We start from the raw sequence: 18,203 nt of genomic DNA, 5'->3' as shown, positions 1-18,203 counted from the left end.
TAAAACCTTTCACAGCAGGCCACGCTTCTCAATGTGCGCCACGCCACGCCCCCGTCCCTAGAATGGCAACTATGGGGACCATGTCCGGCAGGGGGCCGGTGCGTATCCGCGCCTGCGCTTCGGCCTTGGCGGTTGCACTGTTACTGTTCGGCGCCGTGGCGGGCTGCGGCCTGGTGGCGGAGCAGGACGGATCCACGGCCCGGCCAGGAAGCTCCGCTTCAGCCGGGGCGCTTCCTGGCACGGGCGGCGACAGCAGCTCGGTCCCTGCAGCCGCCGCAACTTCAACTCCGCAGCCCACGCCAACGCCCACCCCCACCCCCGGGAAGGGGCCGGCCTGCCCCGTGCTCCGCTGCACGTCCGTCCTGGTCACCGGCGACATGCTGGTTCACGCGCAGCTTTGGCAGCAGGCACAGCAGGACGCGGCGGCCGCGGGCAAGCCGGGGATGGACTTCGTTCCGCTCCTGGAAGGCCAGCGCAGGTACATCAACAACAGCGACCTTGCCATCTGCCACCTGGAAACCCCCGTGGCCGGTCCGGACGGCCCGTTCGCGGCCTATCCCTCCTTCAACGTTCCGCCGCAGATCATCACCGCCGCAAAGGTGGTGGGATACCAGGCCTGCACCACGGGCAGCAACCACACCATCGACCGCGGTACTGATGGACTGCTGCGCACCCTGGACACGCTGGACGCCGCCGGCCTCAAACACACGGGGTCCTACCGGACAGAAACCGAGTCCCAGGGGATCCTCGTCATGCAGACTGCGGCCGCGAAGATCGCCGTCGTCCAGGCAACCTACGGGCTGAACGGCTTGGTTCCGGACCACCCTTGGCAGGTGGACACGCTGGACGCGCCCGCCATGATCGCCAAGGCGGAGAAAGCGCGGGCGGAGGGAGCGGACATCGTGCTGGCGGCCATGCACGCGGGGGACGAATACTCCAGCGAGCCCAACGCCCAGCAGCAAGAGGTGGCGCACGCCCTGGCGGACAGCGGCCAGTTCAACCTGGTCTATGGGCACCACGCGCATGCCGTGCAGCCGATCGAAAACTACAAGGGCACCTGGATCGCCTACGGGCTGGGCAACGGCATCACGGAACTTTCCCCGTGGTACGTGGTCAACAATGAGGGCCTGCTCGTTCGGGTACAGTTCGGCCAGGAGGCGTCCGGCAGGTGGTCCACCACGGACCTGGCGTGGGCCCCATCGGTGATGGTCCGTGATCCCTACCGCTGGTGTTCAGTGGCCGCGGATGCGCCGCAGGGCCCCTGCGCCGGGCCGGAAGCCGACGCCGCCACCAGGCAGCGGACACTTGGCGTCGTGGAGTCAAGGGGCGCTGCGGCCGGTGGCGCGCATGAACTGCTCATCACGAAGGAACGGTGACAGATGGCAGACATGGAACGACGGCAGAAGCGCCAGGCAGTCCTGGGCGTACCCTTCCGGCTGATAGGCCCTCTGGCGATCGGCGCCCTCACTGTCGCTTTTGGGGCACTGTGGCTCCTGATGCGGCCGCAAGGGGAGCCAGTGGTACGCCACCTCGGTCAACTTTCGGGCGGAGAGTCAATCCTGCTGATGTCCCTCGCCCTCGTCCTCATCAGCACCCTCCCGCAGGTCGAGCAGATTTTCGGCGGTATTGATTACGCCGCCATCTGGCACCGTCGCCTCGCCATTACTGGGACACTGCTATTGCTGCCGCATGTGGAACTTGCCTCCAATCCGCAGGCAACCGACCTGGGCAAGGCGATGGCGGTGCCCGGCGCTGTGGGGCTGGCGGCTCTGGTGGCATGGGCCATGCTGCCGAGGTGGCGTACCCTTCTTCCGGCTGCCATGCATGGTCCGGTACTTCATCTACGTGATTCCTGGCCGGTGAAAATGGTCACCCGTGTCCTCGGCGGCTACGAACGATGGCGGGGATTCCACCGGTTGACCGGCCTATTTGTTGCCGCAGGCTTCTTCCACGGACTCCTGGATGCCACCATCTTCGATTCCGAACCGGTGCTGCGCTGGACTTACGTGGTGGTTGGCGGCGTGGGGCTGGGGTTCTACGCCTACCGGGAGCTGGTGGCACGGTACTTCCTGCCGCATCACGACTACCAAGTGGACGAGGTCCGGACCGTAGCACCAGGACTGGTCGACGTGCATCTCAAGCCCCTGGGGAAGCAGCTGGATTTCAGGGCGGGCCAGTTTGCCATGATCTACCTGGAGACAAAGGAGGGCTGGCAGCGGCATCCGTTCTCCATCTCGGGATCACCGGCGGACCAAGGCATCCGCATCACAGTGAAAGCACTCGGTGACCACACCGCCAAGCTTCCCGATCTGGTGGAGCCGGGCATGCCCGCAGTGGTCAGCGGGCCTTACGGCGGGTTCGACCGGCTGGCCGGCACGCCGCGCCAGGTTTGGATTGCTGCCGGCGTGGGCATCACGCCATTCCTCAGCTGGCTTCGCTCCCTCGACGGGGAACTCCAGGAAACGGTCCACCTCTTCGTCACATCGGCTGGCCGGTCGCCGTTTACTGACGAGATCGAAACCATCGCCGCACAGCAACCAGGACTGACCGTCCATCTCATCGACACCCAGGCAGGCAGCCGCCTGACTCCGCAGCAGGTGCTGGACACCGCGGGCGGCGACCCGGCCGGCGTATCGGTCTTCATGGGCGGCCCGGACCGGATGCTCCGCCAATTCCGGCGGGCGTTCCGGGCCGCAGGCGTGCGTGCCGCCAACATCCACCGCGAGTACTTCCACTGGCGTTGAGGGCACCGGGCCGCGGTTCGGCGTGAACGCCGGTGCGCTTAGCGCGGCCGCCGCGCCGCGTGTTCCCTGGCGAGTTCCGCGTAGTGGTCGTCAGGGTGGCCCGGGACGAACGTGCCGAACTTGCGTTCAGCGGCGGTTCGAATCAGGAAGTCCGCGATGGCAGGGTTTTTGGGCAGCAGGGACCCGTGCAGGTAGCTGGCCACGATGTTGCGGTAGCGGGCGCCCTCGTGGCCGTCATTGCTGTTGTTTCCGGTGCCCTTGGCCACGGTGCCCAACGGACGGACTCCGCTGCCCAGCGTGGTCTGCCCGCTGTGGTTTTCGTAGCCCAGCACTTCGCCGAACTCCGGCGTGGACACCTTGACGTTGCCGATCAGGCGCTCGTCCGTGCCGTGGGTTTCCACGTCCAGGACGCCGATGCCGGGAATCACGGCTCCGGTCCGGGTCTTGAAGAACTTGCCGAAAAGCTGGTAGAGCCCGCAGATCACCAGCATCGGTGCACCGTCCTCAGCCAGGTCCTTCAGCATTCCGGCCCGCGCCTGCAGGTCGTCCTGGATGACCAGCTGGCCGCTGTCCTGCCCGCCGCCGCCAACGATGATATCCACGCCGTCCGGGAAGGGGTCACCCACGTTGTACTCGACCAGCTCCGGAGTGTAGCCGTGCCAGCTGATCCGGCGCTTGAGGACCAGGGCGTTGCCCCAGTCGCCGTAGATGTTCATGTCCCGCGGGTAGAGCTGCACCACGCGGATGGTGCCTTTGCTGTCAGGGTTCTCCCGTGCGTGATCCGCGTCTGCCTGGCTCAAGAGACAACCTCCACAGTGGTGATTTTGGACAGTTCACGGCGGATGGCAAGCATGGCGGTGTACGTGCAGAAGATGCGCTTGGGCTTTCCCTGGGCTTCCCGGATGAAGGCGGAGAGGGCCGGCGCGATGTCCGTCTGCACACTGCCGATGGGGACCTCGTCATACTGCAGCCGGAGGGCCATGTCATAGGCGCGGGACCCGGTCAGCTGGTCCACGCCGCCTTCGCGCAGGGAATCGAATTCCACGTCCCACAGCCAGGACATGTCCCGGCCGTCGGCATAGTTGTCGTTGATGGCGATCATGGTGGCGTAGCCGCCGGCGGGGAAGGACTTCAGGCCGAGCCGGAACCCGCTCGGGTTCTTGACCAGGACCAGGTCCAGGGGCTGGCCGTCCACGGTCAGGCTTTCCCCGCGTCCGAACGCCGGTGCCACGTGGGACAGCGCCTCCAGCAGGGTTTCGTGGTTGGCAGCGGCGGCGCCGCTCCCGCAAATGCTCCGCGCCAGCGCCAGCGCAGCCGCCGCGTTAAAGATGTTGTAGACACCCCGAAGCTTCATGCCCGTGGTGACGGTGACGCCGTCGTACTCGAATTCGGCCGTGTCCGTGCCCACTTTGCGGAGTACGACGTCGGCAGCAGGCTTCTCCGGCAGGCCCGCCGGAGCGGGACTTCCGGGAGCAGCGCGCATGTCATCGTCGTTTGGGAAGGTGCTCAGGAGCGAATCGTCCAGCCCGAAATACTTGACGTCCTGGCCGGTGAGGGTCTCCGCGATCCGGGCAACCCTGGGGTCCTCCCGGTTGAGCACTACGGTTCCGGTGGTCTTGGCGGCGATGTGCTGCAGCAGCTGGGCGGTCTTGTCGATCTCGCCGAAGCGGTCCAGCTGGTCCCGGAGGACGTTCAGCAGGAGGCAGTAGCGGGGCGGCACGCTGTTCACGAAGTGCACGGCGTGGGCTTCATCCAGTTCCAGGACCGCGACGTCGGCGTCGAGCCGGCCGCGCCAGTCCACCTCGCCCAGCAGGGCTGCGGCCACACCGCGGGTGAAGTTGCTGCCCGTGCGGTTGGTGAAGACCTTCAGGCCCTGGCTTTCCAGCAGCTCAACCACCATTTTGGTGGTGGTTGTCTTGCCGTTGGTGCCGCTGACAACGGCGACGCCGTGGGGGAGCGTGGTGAGCGTCCGCCGCATGAAGCCGGGGTCGATTTTTTCAACCACCAGCCCGGGCAGGGCGGACCCGCCGCCCCGGAGCCGGGACACGCGGCGGACCAGCTTGCCGAGCGGAACACTGAAGGAGAGCATGTTTTGAATATATCCCAGCAACGGCATGCGACCTCCCTCCCGGGCCCGCCGTGAGCCAGGCTGAACGGCGCGGGCGCTTATGCTGGTTGGATGGCAAATTCCCTTTCAGCTGATCCTGCGTGCCCGGGCGCCGGCCTTCGAATCGGTGTGCTGGCACTGCAGGGCGACTTCCGCGAGCACCTCCGCGCGATCGAACTGACGGGCGCCCAGGCCGTTGGCATCCGCCGCCCGGAGGAGTTGGACGGGCTGGACGGGCTGGTCATTCCGGGCGGTGAATCCACCGCCATCGACAAGCTGGCCCGTGCCTTCGACCTGGCGGAGCCGCTCAAGGAACGGATCGCCGGGGGCCTGCCTGTCTACGGCTCCTGCGCCGGCATGATCCTGCTGGCCTCCGACATCGCCGATCCCGCCACGGACCTGGCCGGGGCTCCGCAGCAGACCTTCGGCGGCCTGGACATCACCGTCCGCCGCAACGCCTTCGGCCGGCAGCGGGAGTCCTTCGAGACGGACCTTGAGTTCAAGGGACTGGAGTTCAGCGCAACGGAAGACGGCGTGCCGCCCGTCCATGCCGTGTTCATCCGGGGGCCCTGGGTGGAGAGGGTGGGCCCCGGCGTCGAAATCCTTGCCCAGGTTGAGCCGGCCGACCCGGAACACGCGTCCCACGCGGTCCCGCTGCCCGGGACGGCTAGAATTGTTGCAGTGCGTTCCGGCCAGTTGCTGGCCACCTCCTTCCACCCGGAAGTGACTGGCGAGAAACGCGTACACGAACTTTTTATCCGCATGATCAGAGGAGAAGCGTAAAAGCATGTCAGGCCACTCCAAATGGGCAACGACCAAGCACAAGAAGGCCATCCTCGATAGCCGCCGCGCCAAGTCGTTTGCCAAGCTGATCAAGAACATTGAAGTTGCTGCACGCATGGGCGGGCCGGACCTTTCCGGCAACCCGGGCCTGGAACTCGCCGTCACCAAAGCCAAGAAGACGTCTGTCCCGGCAGACAACATCGACCGCGCCATCAAGCGCGGCGCCGGGCTCACCGGTGAAGTAGTGGACTACACCGAGATCATGTACGAATGCCGCGGGCCGCAGGGTTCCGCCCTGCTGATCGAATGCCTCACGGACAACAAGAACCGTGCCGCCTCCGAGGTCCGCCTCGCCATCTCCCGCAACGGCGGCACCATCGCCGATCCCGGCTCCGTGAGCTACCTGTTCAGCCGCAAGGGCGTGGTCACCCTCCCTAAGAAGGACCTGACCGAGGACGACGTCCTGATGGCGGTCCTGGACGCCGGGGCCGAGGAAGTCAAGGACAACGGCGAAACCTTCGAGATCCATTCGGACCCCAAGGACCTCCAGGCCGTCCGTGATGCCCTGAAGGAGGCCGGCATCGAGTACGACACCGATGAGGCTGAGTTCGTTCCGTCCATGGAAGTTCCGCTGGACCTGGAAGCTGCCAGGAAGTTCATGAAGCTTGTTGACGCGCTGGAGGACCTTGACGACGTCCAGAACGTCTACAGCAACGCCGACCTCAGCGACGACGTCCAGGCCGCCCTGGAATCTGAGTGACCTTCCGCCCGCCCGCCGCACCCGTCCACCCGTGACGCTGCGCGTCCTCGGGGTGGACCCGGGCCTGACACGCTGCGGGATCGGCGTGGTGGACGTGGAACGGAACCGGCGGGCCACCATGGTTGCCGTGGGGGTGGTGGGCACCTCGCCCGACGAAACCCTCGACCAGCGGCTCCTGGTCATCGCCTCCTCGATCGACGAGTGGCTGGACCGCTACGAACCCGCGGTCCTCGCCGTCGAGCGCGTCTTCTCCCAACTGAACGTCAGCACGGTGATGGGCGTGGCCCAGGCATCCGGCGTGGTGATCGCCGCCGCCGCCCGGCGCGGGATCCCGGTGGCGCTGCATACGCCGTCGGAGGTCAAGGCGGCGGTTACCGGCAGCGGTTCCTCCAACAAGGATGCCGTGACCAAGCTGGTCACCAAGATCCTGCGCCTGGATGCGCCGCCACGGCCTGCCGATGCTGCCGACGCACTGGCGCTGGCCATCACCCACGCCTGGCGGGCCGGCAGTGGGGCAGCCGTGGCGACCACCGGTCCCGGCAGTTCATCCCTGACTCCCGCCCAGCGGGCCTGGGCGGAGGCAGAAGCGAAGGCGCGCCGCGCACGCTGATTGTCCTGGCACCTTGCTAGGGTATTCGTAGATATGTTCGGATAGCCGGTCCTGCTCCCTCCCGGGTGGCAACCCCGGCAAAACACCAGGAGCCCGGCCTTGATCAGTTTCCTACGCGGGACGGTAGCGCACGTGGGTCTCTCCACGGCTGTCATTGACCTCAACGGTGCGGGCATGAGCGTCAACGCCACCCCCCAGACCCTGAGCCGGCTGCGCACGGGGGAAGAGGGCCAGCTCTTCACCTCGCTGATTGTGCGGGAGGATTCGCTCACCCTCTTCGGTTTCGCGTCCGACGACGAGCGTGAAGTTTTCGATGTCCTCCTCAGCGTGAGCGGGGTCGGGCCCCGGCTGGCCCTGGCTGTCCTGGCGGTGCACGAGCCGGAGGCCATCCGGGTGGCCGCCCACACCGGGGACAGCAAGACCTTCACCAAGGTGCCCGGTATTGGTCCCAAAGTGGCCGGGCGGATCGTGCTCGAACTTGCGGGCAAACTGGTGCCGCACGGTACGGCAGGCACTGCCGGTGCGCCTACAGCTGCAGAAGCCGCCTGGAAGCCGCAGGTGGTGGCGGCCATGACCAGCCTGGGCTGGTCTGAAAAGGACGCGTCGTCCAGCATTGACAAGGCCCTGGCGGATGACCCCGAGGTCTCGTTCCGCGGCAACGTGCCTGAGATCCTGCGGACCACGCTCCGCTGGCTGGGCCAGGACGGCGCCCGGGCCGGAAACCGCGTAGGCAGCCGTGGCTGAACCGTCACTGGTGGCCGCGGGGGAGGAGCCGGAGGAACGCGCCATCGAGGCGGCGCTCCGGCCCAAGAACCTGGACGACTTTGTTGGCCAGCACCGGGTCCGCAAGCAGTTGTCCCTGGTGCTCCAGGCATCCCGGATGCGCGGGCGCAGCGCGGACCATGTGCTCTTTTCCGGCCCGCCCGGACTCGGTAAGACAACCCTGGCCATGATCGTCGCGTCGGAAATGAGTGCGCCGCTGCGGATCAGCAGCGGTCCCGCCATCCAGCATGCCGGAGACCTCGCAGCCATCCTCTCCTCCCTCTCCGAGGGCGAGGTGCTGTTCCTGGATGAGATCCACCGGATGTCCCGGCCGGCCGAGGAAATGCTCTACATGGCCATGGAGGACTTCCGGGTGGACATCGTGGTGGGCAAGGGGGCGGGCGCAACCGCGATTCCGCTCGAACTGCCGCCCTTCACCCTGGTGGGCGCCACCACCCGGGCCGGCCTGTTGCCCGGGCCCCTGCGGGACCGGTTCGGGTTCACCGGCCACCTGGAGTTCTACTCCGTCCCGGAGCTCGAACTGGTGCTGCGCCGCTCTGCCGGCCTGCTGGACCTCAAGGTCAACTCGGCCGGGTTCAGCGAAATCGCGGGACGCTCCCGCGGCACCCCCCGTATCGCGAACCGGCTGCTGCGGCGTGTCCGGGACTGGGCCCTGGTGCACGGCATTGACCAGATTGACGCGCGGGCGGCATCCGCAGCCCTGGACATGTACGAGGTGGACAAGAAGGGCCTTGACAGGCTGGACCGCGCCGTCCTTGAAGCACTCATCACCAAGTTCGGCGGCGGTCCCGTGGGGCTGTCCACGCTGGCGATCGCCGTCGGCGAAGAAACCGAGACCGTGGAAACGGTGGCGGAGCCCTTCCTGGTGCGGGAAGGGCTCCTGGGCCGCACGCCCCGGGGCAGGATAGCCATGGCTCCCGCATGGACGCACCTCGGCTATGCCATCCCGTCGGGAGTCTTCGCGCAGGAGCAGCTGGACCTGTTCGAGGCGGCCGCGGACACGGAACCCGCGGGCGGCTGGGGCCCGGAGAACCAATAGGCAGGCTGCGTTCAGCTTTTCCCTTTAGACTGGTATGACGCTCGGCACGTTCGGGTCTTTGTTTCGTGGGCGGCCACCGGCCTCCTGCGTCGCTGGGGAAGGAACCCGACAGGCTCTCTGCCTGCCTGACCGTTCTGCCCCGGCCGGAGCGAAGCCGATGGTGCTGGAAAATCAGCTATGTAAATAAAGGACGGAATTCCCCTTGGATCCAATGTCAATTCTCCTGTTCGTCATGCTCGGCGTGTTCATCTTCATGATGTTCCGCCGCAACAAGAAGACGCAGCAGCAGCAGGCGGAGCTCCAGTCGAAATTCGGCCCGGGCGTGGACGTCATGACCAGTTTCGGCCTGTTCGGCCGTATCGTTGCCATCGACGACGAGGAAAACAAGGTCACCCTGGAACTGTCACCGGGCAACCTCGCCACCGTGCACCGCCAGGCCGTCACCAAGATCGTGGAACCCGCAGCAGCAGCCGAGCCCGAAGTTGCTTCACCGGCCGTGCCGGATGATGCCTCCTCGCTGACGGCGTCCGAAGGCGGCAGCACGGCTGCAACAGCGGAAACACCTGACGAAGCACCGCAGCGCCTCAACGACGAGGGCAAGAAGGACAGCTAGTCCCCGCTGCTTCCTGACAACCTCTACCGCTGCGGACCACCGCCGGTGCAAGCATGGGCGGGCACCGGCGGTTCCTCCGTGAATAAGAGAAAGATCGACAATGGCACGAACTGGCCCCAAGAAACCAGGCCTCAGGGTCCTGGTCTGGCTCGGTGTAATCCTCGCCGCCCTCACTGCCGTCCTGGCTGGGGGCACCCTTGCCGGACAGGCAAGCTGGGCACCCAAACTGGCCCTGGACCTCGAAGGCGGCACCCAGATGATCCTGGCGCCGAAGGTAGAGGGCGGCTCGGACATCAACGAGGAACAGCTCAACCAGGCCGTGGCGATCATCCGCCAGCGTGTTGACGGTTCAGGTGTTGCAGAGGCCGAGATCAGCACCCAGTCCGGGCGCAACGTGGTGGTCAGCCTGCCCGGCACCCCCTCCACCCAGACCCGCGACCTGATCCAGGCCTCCGCGGACATGAACTTCCGTCCCGTCCTGCTCGCCGGAGCAGGTGCGCCGGTACCGGAGGAGCAGCGGGCGCCTGAAGACCAGTTGCCAAAGCCGACGGCGGAACCCGCCAACAGCAGCGACACGAACTGGATCACCCCCGAGGTCTACCGCCAGTTCGAAACCCTGGACTGCGACAACCCGGCCCAGGACAAGCAGGAACGCTCGGACCCGGCCAAGCCGCTGGTGACATGCGAGCCTGCCACGGACACCACCCCTGCCATCAAGTACATCCTGGGCCCGGTGGAGGTCAAGGGCAGCAACATCGTCACGTCCTCGTTCCAGCTCCAGCAGGGGGCACAGGGCGCCGTCACCAATGACTGGGCTGTCAACATCCAGTTCGACGACGAGGGGACTGCGAAGTTCAAGGAGGTCACCGAACGCCTGAACCAGTTCTACGTGGCCGCCGGCGGTGACGCAGGCAACGACCCCAAGGCGCAGTTCGCCATTGTGCTCGATGACCAGGTCATTTCCGCACCCCGGTCCCTCGCTGTCATCACCGACGGCCGTCCCCAGATCACCGGCGGGTTCACCGAGCAGAGCGCAAAGGCCCTGTCCGACCAGCTTCGGTTCGGTGCACTGCCCATCAGTTTCGAAATCCAAAGCGAGCAGCAGATTTCCGCCACCCTCGGCGGGGAACAGCTGCGGATGGGCCTCCTCGCGGGCCTCATCGGCCTCCTGCTGGTGGTGGTCTATTCCCTGTTCCAGTACCGGGCGCTCGGCTTTGTGACCATCGCGTCACTGGTGGTGGCCGGGATCCTCACCTACCTCGCCATCGCCATCCTGGGATGGACGGAGAACTACCGCCTGTCCCTCGCGGGCGTCGCGGGCATCATTGTGGCCATCGGCCAGACGGCGGACTCCTTCATCGTCTACTTCGAGCGGATCCGCGATGAGCTCCGTGAAGGCCGCGGCCTGGTCTCCGCCGTCGAAAACGGCTGGAAGCGCGCCAAGCGGACGGTCCTGGCCTCGAAGGCCGTCAACCTGCTGGCCGCCCTGGTCCTGTACTTCGTGGCCGTGGGCAACGTCCGCGGCTTTGCCTTCACCCTGGGCCTGACCGCCATCGCCGACCTCATTGTGGTGTTCATGTTCACCCACCCCACGCTCCAGCTCCTGGCCCGCACAAGGTTCTTCGGCGAGGGCCACCGGCTGTCCGGACTCGACCCGAAGCGCCTGGGCGCCGTCCCGCTTTACCGGGGTGCCGGACGCATCCGCACTCCGGACGCCAAACCGTCCGCGGTCCGTGCCAAGAACGCCGGCGCCGCAGCAGAAGCCGAGCGCAGGATGACCATTGCGGAACGCCGCCTGGCGGAGAAGCAGGAGCAGCTTGCGGGCTCCTCGAAGTCCTCAGCGAAGGAGAACAAGTAATGTCAGGCTTCGCCAACTTCGGCAACGAGCTTTACACCGGCAAACGCTCCTACAACTTCGTCGGTGCCAAGAAAATCTGGTTCATCATTGCGGCAGTGGCCGTTGCCCTGTCCATCCTCATTCCGGTGGCCAAGGGCGGTTTCAACCTTGGCATCGAGTTCCGCGGCGGATCCGAGTTCACGGTCTCCAACGTGCAAACCACGGATGCAGGCGTGGGGGAGCAGGCCGTCACCGATGTGGTTCCGGGCAGCGTTCCCCGGGTGGCGAACGTGGCCGGCACCACCATGCGGATCCAGACGGACAAACTCACCGATGATGAGACGCTGCGCATCAAGGAGGGGCTCACCGGGGCGTACGGCGTCACCGACAATGAGGTGACCTCCACGTTCGTCGGTCCCACCTGGGGCGCCGATGTCACCAAGCAGGCACTCATTGGCCTGGTGGTCTTCGTGCTCCTCGCCGCCGTGCTGATGGCCCTGTACTTCCGCACGTGGAAGATGTCGCTCTCGGCAATAGCGGGCATGGCAGTGACGATGTTCATCACTGCCGGTGTCTATGCCCTCAGCGACTTCGAGGTCACACCCTCGGCGATCATCGGCTTCCTGACCGTCCTCAGCTACTCCCTCTACGACACTGTGGTGGTGTTCGACAAGATCCGCGAGAACACCGCGGACCTGGACGCCTCCACCCGCCGGACGTTCGCCGAAGAGGTCAACCTCGCCGTCAACCAGACCCTGGTCCGCTCCATCAACACCATGATGGTGGCGATCCTGCCGGTGGGGGCCATCCTCTTCATTGGTGCCGGACTGCTGGGCGCCGGTACCTTGCGCGACCTTTCCTTGGCGCTGTTCGTCGGAATCCTCATCGGCACGGCGGCCACCATTTTCGTGGCGGCCCCCATGTACGCGTGGCTGCGCCAGAACGAGCCGGACCTCGTCAGGCAGGCAAAGCGCGTTGAGCAGAGGCGCGCCACCGCCGAGCGGCACGCCGCCGCGGAGCCTGCCCAGGCTTGAGCATTCAGCACGGGCCGGACACCGCCAGAATCCTGGCAGTGTCCGGCCCGTCCGCGTTTAAGGGTCCGGTTATAAAACTCACCGCCGCGGGGAATAGACTGAAGTAATTAAAACGGTGGTGAGGGGTACGTCATTGGAAGAACGTTCGGCGTCGGCGCCAACGGCACAAGGAGACAATAGTCCCGCCCACGGTACGCAGACCGGGGTGGCCGCCTCCGCGCGCCCCGGGCCGCTCGTTCCGGTCGACAACTCCGGGTCCCGTCCCACATTCCCCGGCCGCAGGGAGCGCACCCGCTCCAGGCTCGCCCGGCTGACCGGTCGCAGCACGGCCACGTACTCTCCCATTCTTGAGCCGCTGCTCAGGACCGTCCGGGCCAACAACCCGAAAGAGGACTTCGAACTCATCCAGCGGGCGTTCGACGTCGCTGAGCAGAGCCACCGCGGGCAGAAGCGCAAAAGCGGCGATCCGTACATCACCCATCCAGTGGCCGTGGCCACCATCCTTGCCGAACTGGGCCTGAGCGGCACAACCCTTGCCGCCGCCCTGCTGCATGACACGGTGGAGGACACCCCCTACACGCTGGCCGACCTCAAGCGGGACTTCGGTCCGGAGGTGGCCATGCTGGTTGACGGCGTGACGAAGCTGGACAAAGTCAGCTTCGGCGAGGCAGCACAGTCCGAGACCGTCCGCAAGATGGTTGTTGCGATGGCCAAGGACATCCGCGTGCTGATGATCAAATTGGCTGACCGGCTGCACAACGCCCGGACCTGGCGCTTCGTGTCCGCCGAGTCCTCAGCCCGCAAGGCCCGCGAGACCCTGGAAATTTTTGCCCCGCTTGCGCACCGGCTGGGCATGAACACCATCAAGTGGGAACTGGAGGATCTTTCCTTCGCCGCGCTGTACCCCAAGGTGTACGAAGAAATTGTCCGCATGGTGGGGGACCGGACCCCCGAGCGGGAGAAGAGCCTGAGCGTCATCCGGGACCAAATCACCGAAGACCTGCGCACGGCCAAGATCAAGGCCACCATCACGGGCCGCCCCAAGCACTATTACTCCATCTACCAGAAGATGATCGTCCGCGATAAGGACTTCGACGACATCAACGACCTCATGGGTGTGCGGGTGCTGGTGGACTCCGTCAGGGACTGTTATGCAGCCCTTGGCACCATGCACGCCCGTTGGAACCCGCTGCCCGGCAGGTTCAAGGACTACATCGCGATGCCCAAGTTCAACATGTACCAGTCGCTCCACACCACGGTGATCGGGCCTGGCGGCAAACCGGTGGAAATCCAGATCCGCACGCATGAAATGCACCGCCGGGCCGAGTATGGCGTCGCCGCGCACTGGAAGTACAAGGACCAGCCCAACCGCACGGCCGTTGGCCCGGGAAGCCCACGCGACGGGGACATGGGCTGGCTGCGTTCCCTGGTGGACTGGCAGCAGGAAACCTCCGATCCCGGTGAGTTCCTGGATTCGCTACGCTTCGAGATCAACGCCCGCGAGGTCTTTGTCTTCACCCCCAAGGGCGAGGTCATGGCTTTGCCCGCAGGCTCCACCCCCGTGGACTTCGCCTACGCCGTGCACACCGAGGTGGGCCACCGGACCATCGGTGCCCGGGTCAACGGCAAACTGGTACCGCTCAACAGCGAACTGAACCACGGCGACTGGGTTGAGATCTTCACCTCCAAGGCCGAGGGGGCGGGGCCGAGCCAGGACTGGCAGCATTTCGTCAAGAGCGCCAGGGCACGGAACAAGATCCGCCAGTGGTTCAGCAAGGAGCGCCGCGAAGAAGCCATCGACCGCGGCAAGGAACTGCTGACCCGAGCAATGCGCAAGCAGAACCTTCCCCTGCAGCGGCTGATGACCCACGAGGCCCTCGCCGCGGTGGCGGAGGAATTCAAGTACGTTGATATCTCCGGCCTGTACGCCGGCGTCGGGGACGGCCATACGTCCGCGCAGTCGGTCATGGAGAAGCTGGTCGAAAGCCTCGGCGGCAATGAAACCGCCGACGACGACATTGCCGAAGTCAGCATCCCAACCCAGGTCACCAAAGCCCGTTTCTCCGATTCGGGCGTGGTGGTCCGCGGCGTAGGCGATGTCTGGGTGAAGCTGGCCCGCTGCTGCACACCGGTCCCGCCGGATCCCATCCTGGGCTTCGTAACAAGGGGCTCGGGCGTCTCAGTCCACAGGACCGACTGCACCAACATCTCGGACCTGAAGGACCAGCCGGACAGGATTGTGGACGTGGACTGGGCGCCGACACAGTCCAGCGTCTTCCTGGTGGAGATCCAGGTGGAGGCACTGGACCGCAAGTCCCTCCTGTCCGACGTCACCCGGGTCCTGTCCGAGAACCACGTGAACATCCTGGCAGCCAGTGTGCACACGTCCACGGACAGGGTGGCCATCTCAAGGTTTGCCTTCGAGATGGGCGACCCCAAGTACTTGAGCCACGTCCTGAGCGCCGTCCGCAGGATTGACGGGGTGTTCGACGTCTACCGGACCACTGGAAACAAGCGCCGGAGCTAGGGCAGCGAGTTTTTCCAGGGCAGCCTTCTTATGGGGCACCCGCGGCGTGGCTTCTATGGCAAGGACCAGCAGGCGCAGGCGGACGTCGTTCTGCGGACGCGCCAGCAGTCTTTCCAGGGTGGGCAAGGCGCGCTCGGCGTCCACGTGCAGGGCGATGTCCAGGGCGGTCCGCATAGGGCTTGAAACCATCAGGCCGCCGAGGCTGACAACATCGAACGGCCCGAGCCTCACTTCGTGCAGGGTGCACCCCCTGGTGGTCCGCAGGCTGGAAACCCTCCGCTTGGCATCCACAAGGAGCGCCAGCCTGTCCGGCTCGCCGGCGCAGCCATAGATCCAAGCGGCCGTCATCCGGCCCGCGACCACCCTCTGGCGGACCGAAGCGGGCACCGCCCCTGCCGCCGCCCGCGCCCGCAGTTGTGGAGAGGCGGGGAGCCCTGGAAGCGTGTAGCCGCGGTGGTGGATCCTGTCCAGCAGTCCATCCGCCGCGAGGGATTGCAGCTCGGGCCAGGCGAAGGGCATGTCCGGGGAATAGAGTTCCGGAAAACGGGGCGCCAAAGCGTCCGCCGCAGTTGCATGATCGGGGCCCGGAGCGGCCGGTGGAATCGCCATTCGTCCATCCTGCACCGGCAGCCGTTAACAGGCACAGGCCCGGTTCCGGTTATGTGGATAACCGGTACCGGGCCTGCTGCGTCAGCGAGGGTGGATCAGGAAAGCTCGCTGGCCGAGCGCTGGATCTGGTCCAGCCAGGCCTGGCGTGCTTCGAGGGCTTCCTGGGCAGCCTTGATCTTGCGCTGGTCGCCGGTCTTCTCTGCCTTGGCGAGATCCTCCTGCAGGCCGGCGATCGCCGATTCCAGCTGGGAAAGGGCGCTGTTGGTGCGGGCCTTCCGTTCCGGGTTGGAGCGCTGCCACTGTTCTTCCTCGGCGTGGCGGACGGCGTCCTCAACCTTGCGCAGCCCGGCTTCAATGCGTCCCATATCGGCGCGTGGAACCTTGCCCGCTTCTTCCCAGCGGTCGCGGACGGACTGGAGTGCCTTCTTGGCCGCCGCAAGGTCCTTCACCGGAAGGATGGCATTGGCCTCTGCCAGGAGCGCTTCCTTGACGGTGAGGTTGGCGGCGTATTCCTGGTCGATTTCATCGTTGGCGGCCTGGCGGTTCGTGAAGAATACATCCTGCGCCGCGCGGAAACGGGCCCACAACGCGTCGTCGTCCTTACGGCTGGCGCGCGGCGATGCCTTCCACTGATCCATCAGCCGACGGTACTCGCCGGCGGCGAAACCCCAGTCGGTGGAGCTGGACAGCGCTTCGGCTTCAGCGATCAGCTTTTCCTTGGCCGACTTGGCAGCGGAATTGTTGCTGTCCAGCTGGGAGAAGTAGGCGCGGCGGTGCCGGTCGAAAACCGTGCGGGCGGCGCGGAACCTCTTCCACAATGCGTCCTCGTTGCTGCGGCCCAGGCGAATGCCGCTCTTCTGGGCTGCCTTCCAGGTCTCAAAAAGTTCGTTCATCCTGGCGCTGGAGGTCTTCCACTGCGTCTGTGCCGGATCCTGGCCGGAGATCTGCTCGGCCTCCGCAACGATCGCCTCGCGGGCCGCGAGCTCAGACGCGCGGACGGCGTCGTGCTCGGCCTTCTCTGCTTTCTCCAGCTCAACGATCTGCTCGGAGAGCTTGTCCAGCCGGGCCTCCGCAGAACGCAGGTCGCCCACCATGTTGCGCTCCGCAAGCTGCTCCCGCAGGTGCGTCACGGTCTTCTGCATATCGGTGCTGGGGGCCTTGGACGTGACGCGCTGTTCAAGCAGCACGATCTGCGCTGCCACGTCGTCGTATTTCCGGGCGAAGTAGGCGAGGGCTTCGTCGTCGCTTACGCCGGGGTACTGTCCAACGGCGTGCTCGCTGCCGTCAATGGTCAGGAAGACGTGTCCGTCCCCTTCAACCCGGCCCCACTTTGAGGCCTCCGCCAGGGAGGTGGCCGGTGCGGCCGGTACCGCGGCTGCAGCCGGGGCCGCGGCGGCAGGCTTGGGACGGGAAGCGAAAGCGGCCGGAGACGGCGCTGCTGACCGGGGCGAGGGGGCAGGCGCAGGCGAGGGCGCAGGTGCAGGGGCGGGAGCAGCTTCGGCCGGCGTTTCGCCCGCCGGAGCCTGGCCGGCGGCTGGTTCTTCTGCAGCAGCCCCGGTATCGCTTGCCTCCGCAGCGGGGGTGCCGGCCGCTTCAGGGGCCTCACCGGAAGCCGCGGGAGCCGCCGCTTCGGTCAGGTCTGTTGCTGTTTCGTCGGATTTCTGACTGTCTGTCACCGCTAAAAGTCTTTCGCTTGGAGGGAAATACTCACGTACTGCACCGCGGCCGCTCCGGCCGGGCTTCCTACTTCAGAGAAAACGAGTCTATCGTGACTGGTTCAACGGGCGCGCCGTCTGTGACGCTGCTGCCTGGGGTGATCCCGGCAGCAGCCACGCTGGACACTACATCCAGCCCGGATGTCACCTTCCCCACGACCGTGTAGCCCCCTGCGCTGTCGGCCGGAATCACGGTGTCCTTGTAGACGATGAAGAACTGGGTGCCGTTTCCATAGGCGTTGTTGCCCGTCCGGGCGACGGCGATGGTTCCTGCCGGATAGGTGTTGTCCGCCGGCGTGTTCTCGAGCGGCCCCCACGTGTAATTCGGGTCGCCCTGCCCGTCGCCGGTGGGCGAGCCGCACTGGAGGACGCCGAAGGCCTCGCCGGTGGTCAGCCGGTGGCAGTTCTTTCCGTTGTAGTAGCCCTCGTCGCTGAGGGACTTGAAGACGGCGGCGGCCTGCGGCGCGCTGGTTCCGTCCAGCTCCACACCCAGCGGGCTGCCGTTAAGCACGAGTTCGCCGGTGAAGGTCTTGCCTGCGGCGGTGCCGGCCGCAGGAATGTTGGGACCATTCGTTGCCTGCGCAGACGGCGTCGCCGAGGGGCTGGCGGTGGCCGGCGGGCTGGCCAGGTCCGCTTGCGCCGCGGCGAATTCCTCCTCGGTCGGGTTGCCGGCAAAGACAGTGAGTTGGAGCACGACGGCGAGGACCACTGCGGTCGCTCCGGCACCGGCGGCGATCAGGTTGTCACGCTTGCGCCGGCCCTCCTGGTCCCGCCGCAGGGCACGCTTGGCTTCCATCTGCTGAATGCGCCGTTTGGTTTCGCGGACACTGCGTGAATTGGCCGCCAAGGGTCCTCCTTATTGTCGGGCTGCTGCAGGCCCGGCTTGGGGCCCGGTCAGCAGTTGTTTGGCGGCCGAGCCCTGCCGCTCCGCTGCATTAGAGATGGCGACGGATGACGCATAAACTGACTGCCGCACATAGTTTATGCATGACTGGCTGGACTGCTGCCGTCGCAAGCCCGTTTCGGGCCGATTGCCACGCAG

At 66.1% G+C, this 18,203-nt stretch carries 16 protein-coding genes; 11 read left to right on the top strand and 5 right to left on the bottom strand.

The window, feature by feature from the left end:
- The first annotated feature begins 71 nt into the window (after positions 1–71).
- Both FHJ30_RS10905 and FHJ30_RS10900 read left to right on the top strand, forming a co-directional pair.
- The gene (locus FHJ30_RS10905; RefSeq protein ID WP_139029332.1) at positions 72–1,376 is read left to right on the top strand and encodes a CapA family protein; all 1,305 of its coding nucleotides are present in this window, start codon (positions 72–74) and stop codon (positions 1,374–1,376) included.
- Positions 1,377–1,379: 3 nt separating this feature from the next.
- Positions 1,380–2,744: a hypothetical protein gene (locus FHJ30_RS10900; RefSeq protein WP_139029331.1), complete on the top strand. Its 1,365-nt coding sequence runs from the start codon at positions 1,380–1,382 to the stop codon at positions 2,742–2,744.
- A gap of 38 nt (positions 2,745–2,782) precedes the next feature.
- Here the strand turns inward: FHJ30_RS10900 and FHJ30_RS10895 are convergent, their stop codons facing one another.
- Together FHJ30_RS10895 and FHJ30_RS10890 are read right to left on the bottom strand one after the other, a co-directional pair.
- On the bottom strand, positions 2,783–3,544 hold the full coding sequence (locus FHJ30_RS10895; RefSeq protein ID WP_139029329.1) for a type 1 glutamine amidotransferase: 762 nt from the start codon (positions 3,542–3,544) through the stop codon (positions 2,783–2,785).
- A complete protein-coding gene (locus FHJ30_RS10890) occupies positions 3,541–4,833 on the bottom strand; it encodes a Mur ligase family protein (RefSeq protein ID WP_171058993.1) in 1,293 nt (430 codons plus the stop codon). Before FHJ30_RS10890 ends, FHJ30_RS10895 begins: the two co-directional genes overlap by 4 nt.
- A 90-nt stretch (positions 4,834–4,923) precedes the next feature.
- Here FHJ30_RS10890 and pdxT point away from each other — a divergent pair, with 90 nt between their 5' ends.
- The 9 genes from pdxT (at position 4,924) to FHJ30_RS10845 (ending at position 14,837) form a co-directional block, all read left to right on the top strand.
- Positions 4,924–5,634 carry a pyridoxal 5'-phosphate synthase glutaminase subunit PdxT gene (gene pdxT / locus FHJ30_RS10885; RefSeq protein WP_139029325.1) on the top strand — a complete coding sequence of 237 codons (711 nt, stop codon included), beginning with the start codon at positions 4,924–4,926 and terminating at the stop codon, positions 5,632–5,634.
- Positions 5,635–5,638: 4 nt separating this feature from the next.
- Positions 5,639–6,394, top strand: coding sequence for a YebC/PmpR family DNA-binding transcriptional regulator (locus FHJ30_RS10880; RefSeq protein ID WP_139029324.1), 756 nt, complete (start codon positions 5,639–5,641; stop codon positions 6,392–6,394).
- A gap of 31 nt (positions 6,395–6,425) precedes the next feature.
- The gene (ruvC, locus tag FHJ30_RS10875; protein ID WP_139029323.1) at positions 6,426–7,004 is read left to right on the top strand and encodes a crossover junction endodeoxyribonuclease RuvC; all 579 of its coding nucleotides are present in this window, start codon (positions 6,426–6,428) and stop codon (positions 7,002–7,004) included.
- A gap of 99 nt (positions 7,005–7,103) precedes the next feature.
- On the top strand, positions 7,104–7,748 hold the full coding sequence (gene ruvA, locus FHJ30_RS10870) for a Holliday junction branch migration protein RuvA (protein WP_139029321.1): 645 nt from the start codon (positions 7,104–7,106) through the stop codon (positions 7,746–7,748).
- On the top strand, positions 7,741–8,826 hold the full coding sequence (gene ruvB, locus FHJ30_RS10865; protein ID WP_139029319.1) for a Holliday junction branch migration DNA helicase RuvB: 1,086 nt from the start codon (positions 7,741–7,743) through the stop codon (positions 8,824–8,826). Before ruvA ends, ruvB begins: the two co-directional genes overlap by 8 nt.
- 211 nt (positions 8,827–9,037) lie before the next feature.
- Positions 9,038–9,439 carry a preprotein translocase subunit YajC gene (gene yajC, locus FHJ30_RS10860; RefSeq protein ID WP_139029317.1) on the top strand — a complete coding sequence of 134 codons (402 nt, stop codon included), beginning with the start codon at positions 9,038–9,040 and terminating at the stop codon, positions 9,437–9,439.
- 100 nt (positions 9,440–9,539) lie between these two features.
- Positions 9,540–11,297 (top strand): protein translocase subunit SecD, encoded by a 1,758-nt coding sequence (gene secD, locus FHJ30_RS10855; RefSeq protein ID WP_139029314.1) that lies wholly within the window; start codon positions 9,540–9,542, stop codon positions 11,295–11,297.
- Positions 11,297–12,310: a protein translocase subunit SecF gene (gene secF / locus FHJ30_RS10850; RefSeq protein ID WP_139029313.1), complete on the top strand. Its 1,014-nt coding sequence runs from the start codon at positions 11,297–11,299 to the stop codon at positions 12,308–12,310. Before secD ends, secF begins: the two co-directional genes overlap by 1 nt.
- A 133-nt stretch (positions 12,311–12,443) precedes the next feature.
- Complete coding sequence (locus tag FHJ30_RS10845; RefSeq protein WP_139029312.1) at positions 12,444–14,837, top strand: bifunctional (p)ppGpp synthetase/guanosine-3',5'-bis(diphosphate) 3'-pyrophosphohydrolase; 2,394 nt, start codon at positions 12,444–12,446, stop codon at positions 14,835–14,837.
- On the opposite strand, the gene FHJ30_RS10840 is transcribed toward FHJ30_RS10845, so the two are convergent.
- The 3 genes from FHJ30_RS10840 to FHJ30_RS10830 all read right to left on the bottom strand — a co-directional run bounded on the left by FHJ30_RS10840 (position 14,718) and on the right by FHJ30_RS10830 (position 18,008).
- Positions 14,718–15,446: a type IV toxin-antitoxin system AbiEi family antitoxin gene (locus FHJ30_RS10840; RefSeq protein ID WP_240793668.1), complete on the bottom strand. Its 729-nt coding sequence runs from the start codon at positions 15,444–15,446 to the stop codon at positions 14,718–14,720. The genes FHJ30_RS10845 and FHJ30_RS10840 overlap by 120 nt on opposite strands.
- A gap of 95 nt (positions 15,447–15,541) precedes the next feature.
- Entirely contained in the window at positions 15,542–17,122 is a 1,581-nt protein-coding gene (locus tag FHJ30_RS10835; RefSeq protein ID WP_139029311.1) for a DUF349 domain-containing protein, read from the bottom strand.
- 67 nt (positions 17,123–17,189) lie between these two features.
- Entirely contained in the window at positions 17,190–18,008 is an 819-nt protein-coding gene (locus FHJ30_RS10830; protein WP_139029309.1) for a peptidylprolyl isomerase, read from the bottom strand.
- Between the last annotated feature and the right edge of the window lie 195 nt (positions 18,009–18,203).

Source organism: Arthrobacter sp. BB-1 (genome assembly GCF_006151685.1).
In the GTDB taxonomy this organism is placed as follows: domain Bacteria; phylum Actinomycetota; class Actinomycetes; order Actinomycetales; family Micrococcaceae; genus Arthrobacter.
Note: the sequence above shows the minus strand (reverse complement) of the source record. Positions and strands in the feature narration are given on the sequence as shown.

Bases quoted from the DNA above. Each gene is read 5' to 3' on its own strand.
- secF (WP_139029313.1), top strand. From the start codon at position 11,297: ATGTCAGGCTTCGCCAACTTCGGCAACGAGCTTTACACCGGCAAACGC.
- FHJ30_RS10900 (WP_139029331.1), top strand. From the start codon at position 1,380: ATGGCAGACATGGAACGACGGCAGAAGCGCCAGGCAGTCCTGGGCGTA.
- secD (WP_139029314.1), top strand. From the start codon at position 9,540: ATGGCACGAACTGGCCCCAAGAAACCAGGCCTCAGGGTCCTGGTCTGG.
- FHJ30_RS10880 (WP_139029324.1), top strand. From the start codon at position 5,639: ATGTCAGGCCACTCCAAATGGGCAACGACCAAGCACAAGAAGGCCATC.
- FHJ30_RS10840 (WP_240793668.1), bottom strand. From the start codon at position 15,446: ATGGCGATTCCACCGGCCGCTCCGGGCCCCGATCATGCAACTGCGGCG.
- FHJ30_RS10890 (WP_171058993.1), bottom strand. From the start codon at position 4,833: ATGCTCTCCTTCAGTGTTCCGCTCGGCAAGCTGGTCCGCCGCGTGTCC.
- FHJ30_RS10905 (WP_139029332.1), top strand. From the start codon at position 72: ATGGGGACCATGTCCGGCAGGGGGCCGGTGCGTATCCGCGCCTGCGCT.
- yajC (WP_139029317.1), top strand. From the start codon at position 9,038: ATGTCAATTCTCCTGTTCGTCATGCTCGGCGTGTTCATCTTCATGATG.
- pdxT (WP_139029325.1), top strand. From the start codon at position 4,924: ATGGCAAATTCCCTTTCAGCTGATCCTGCGTGCCCGGGCGCCGGCCTT.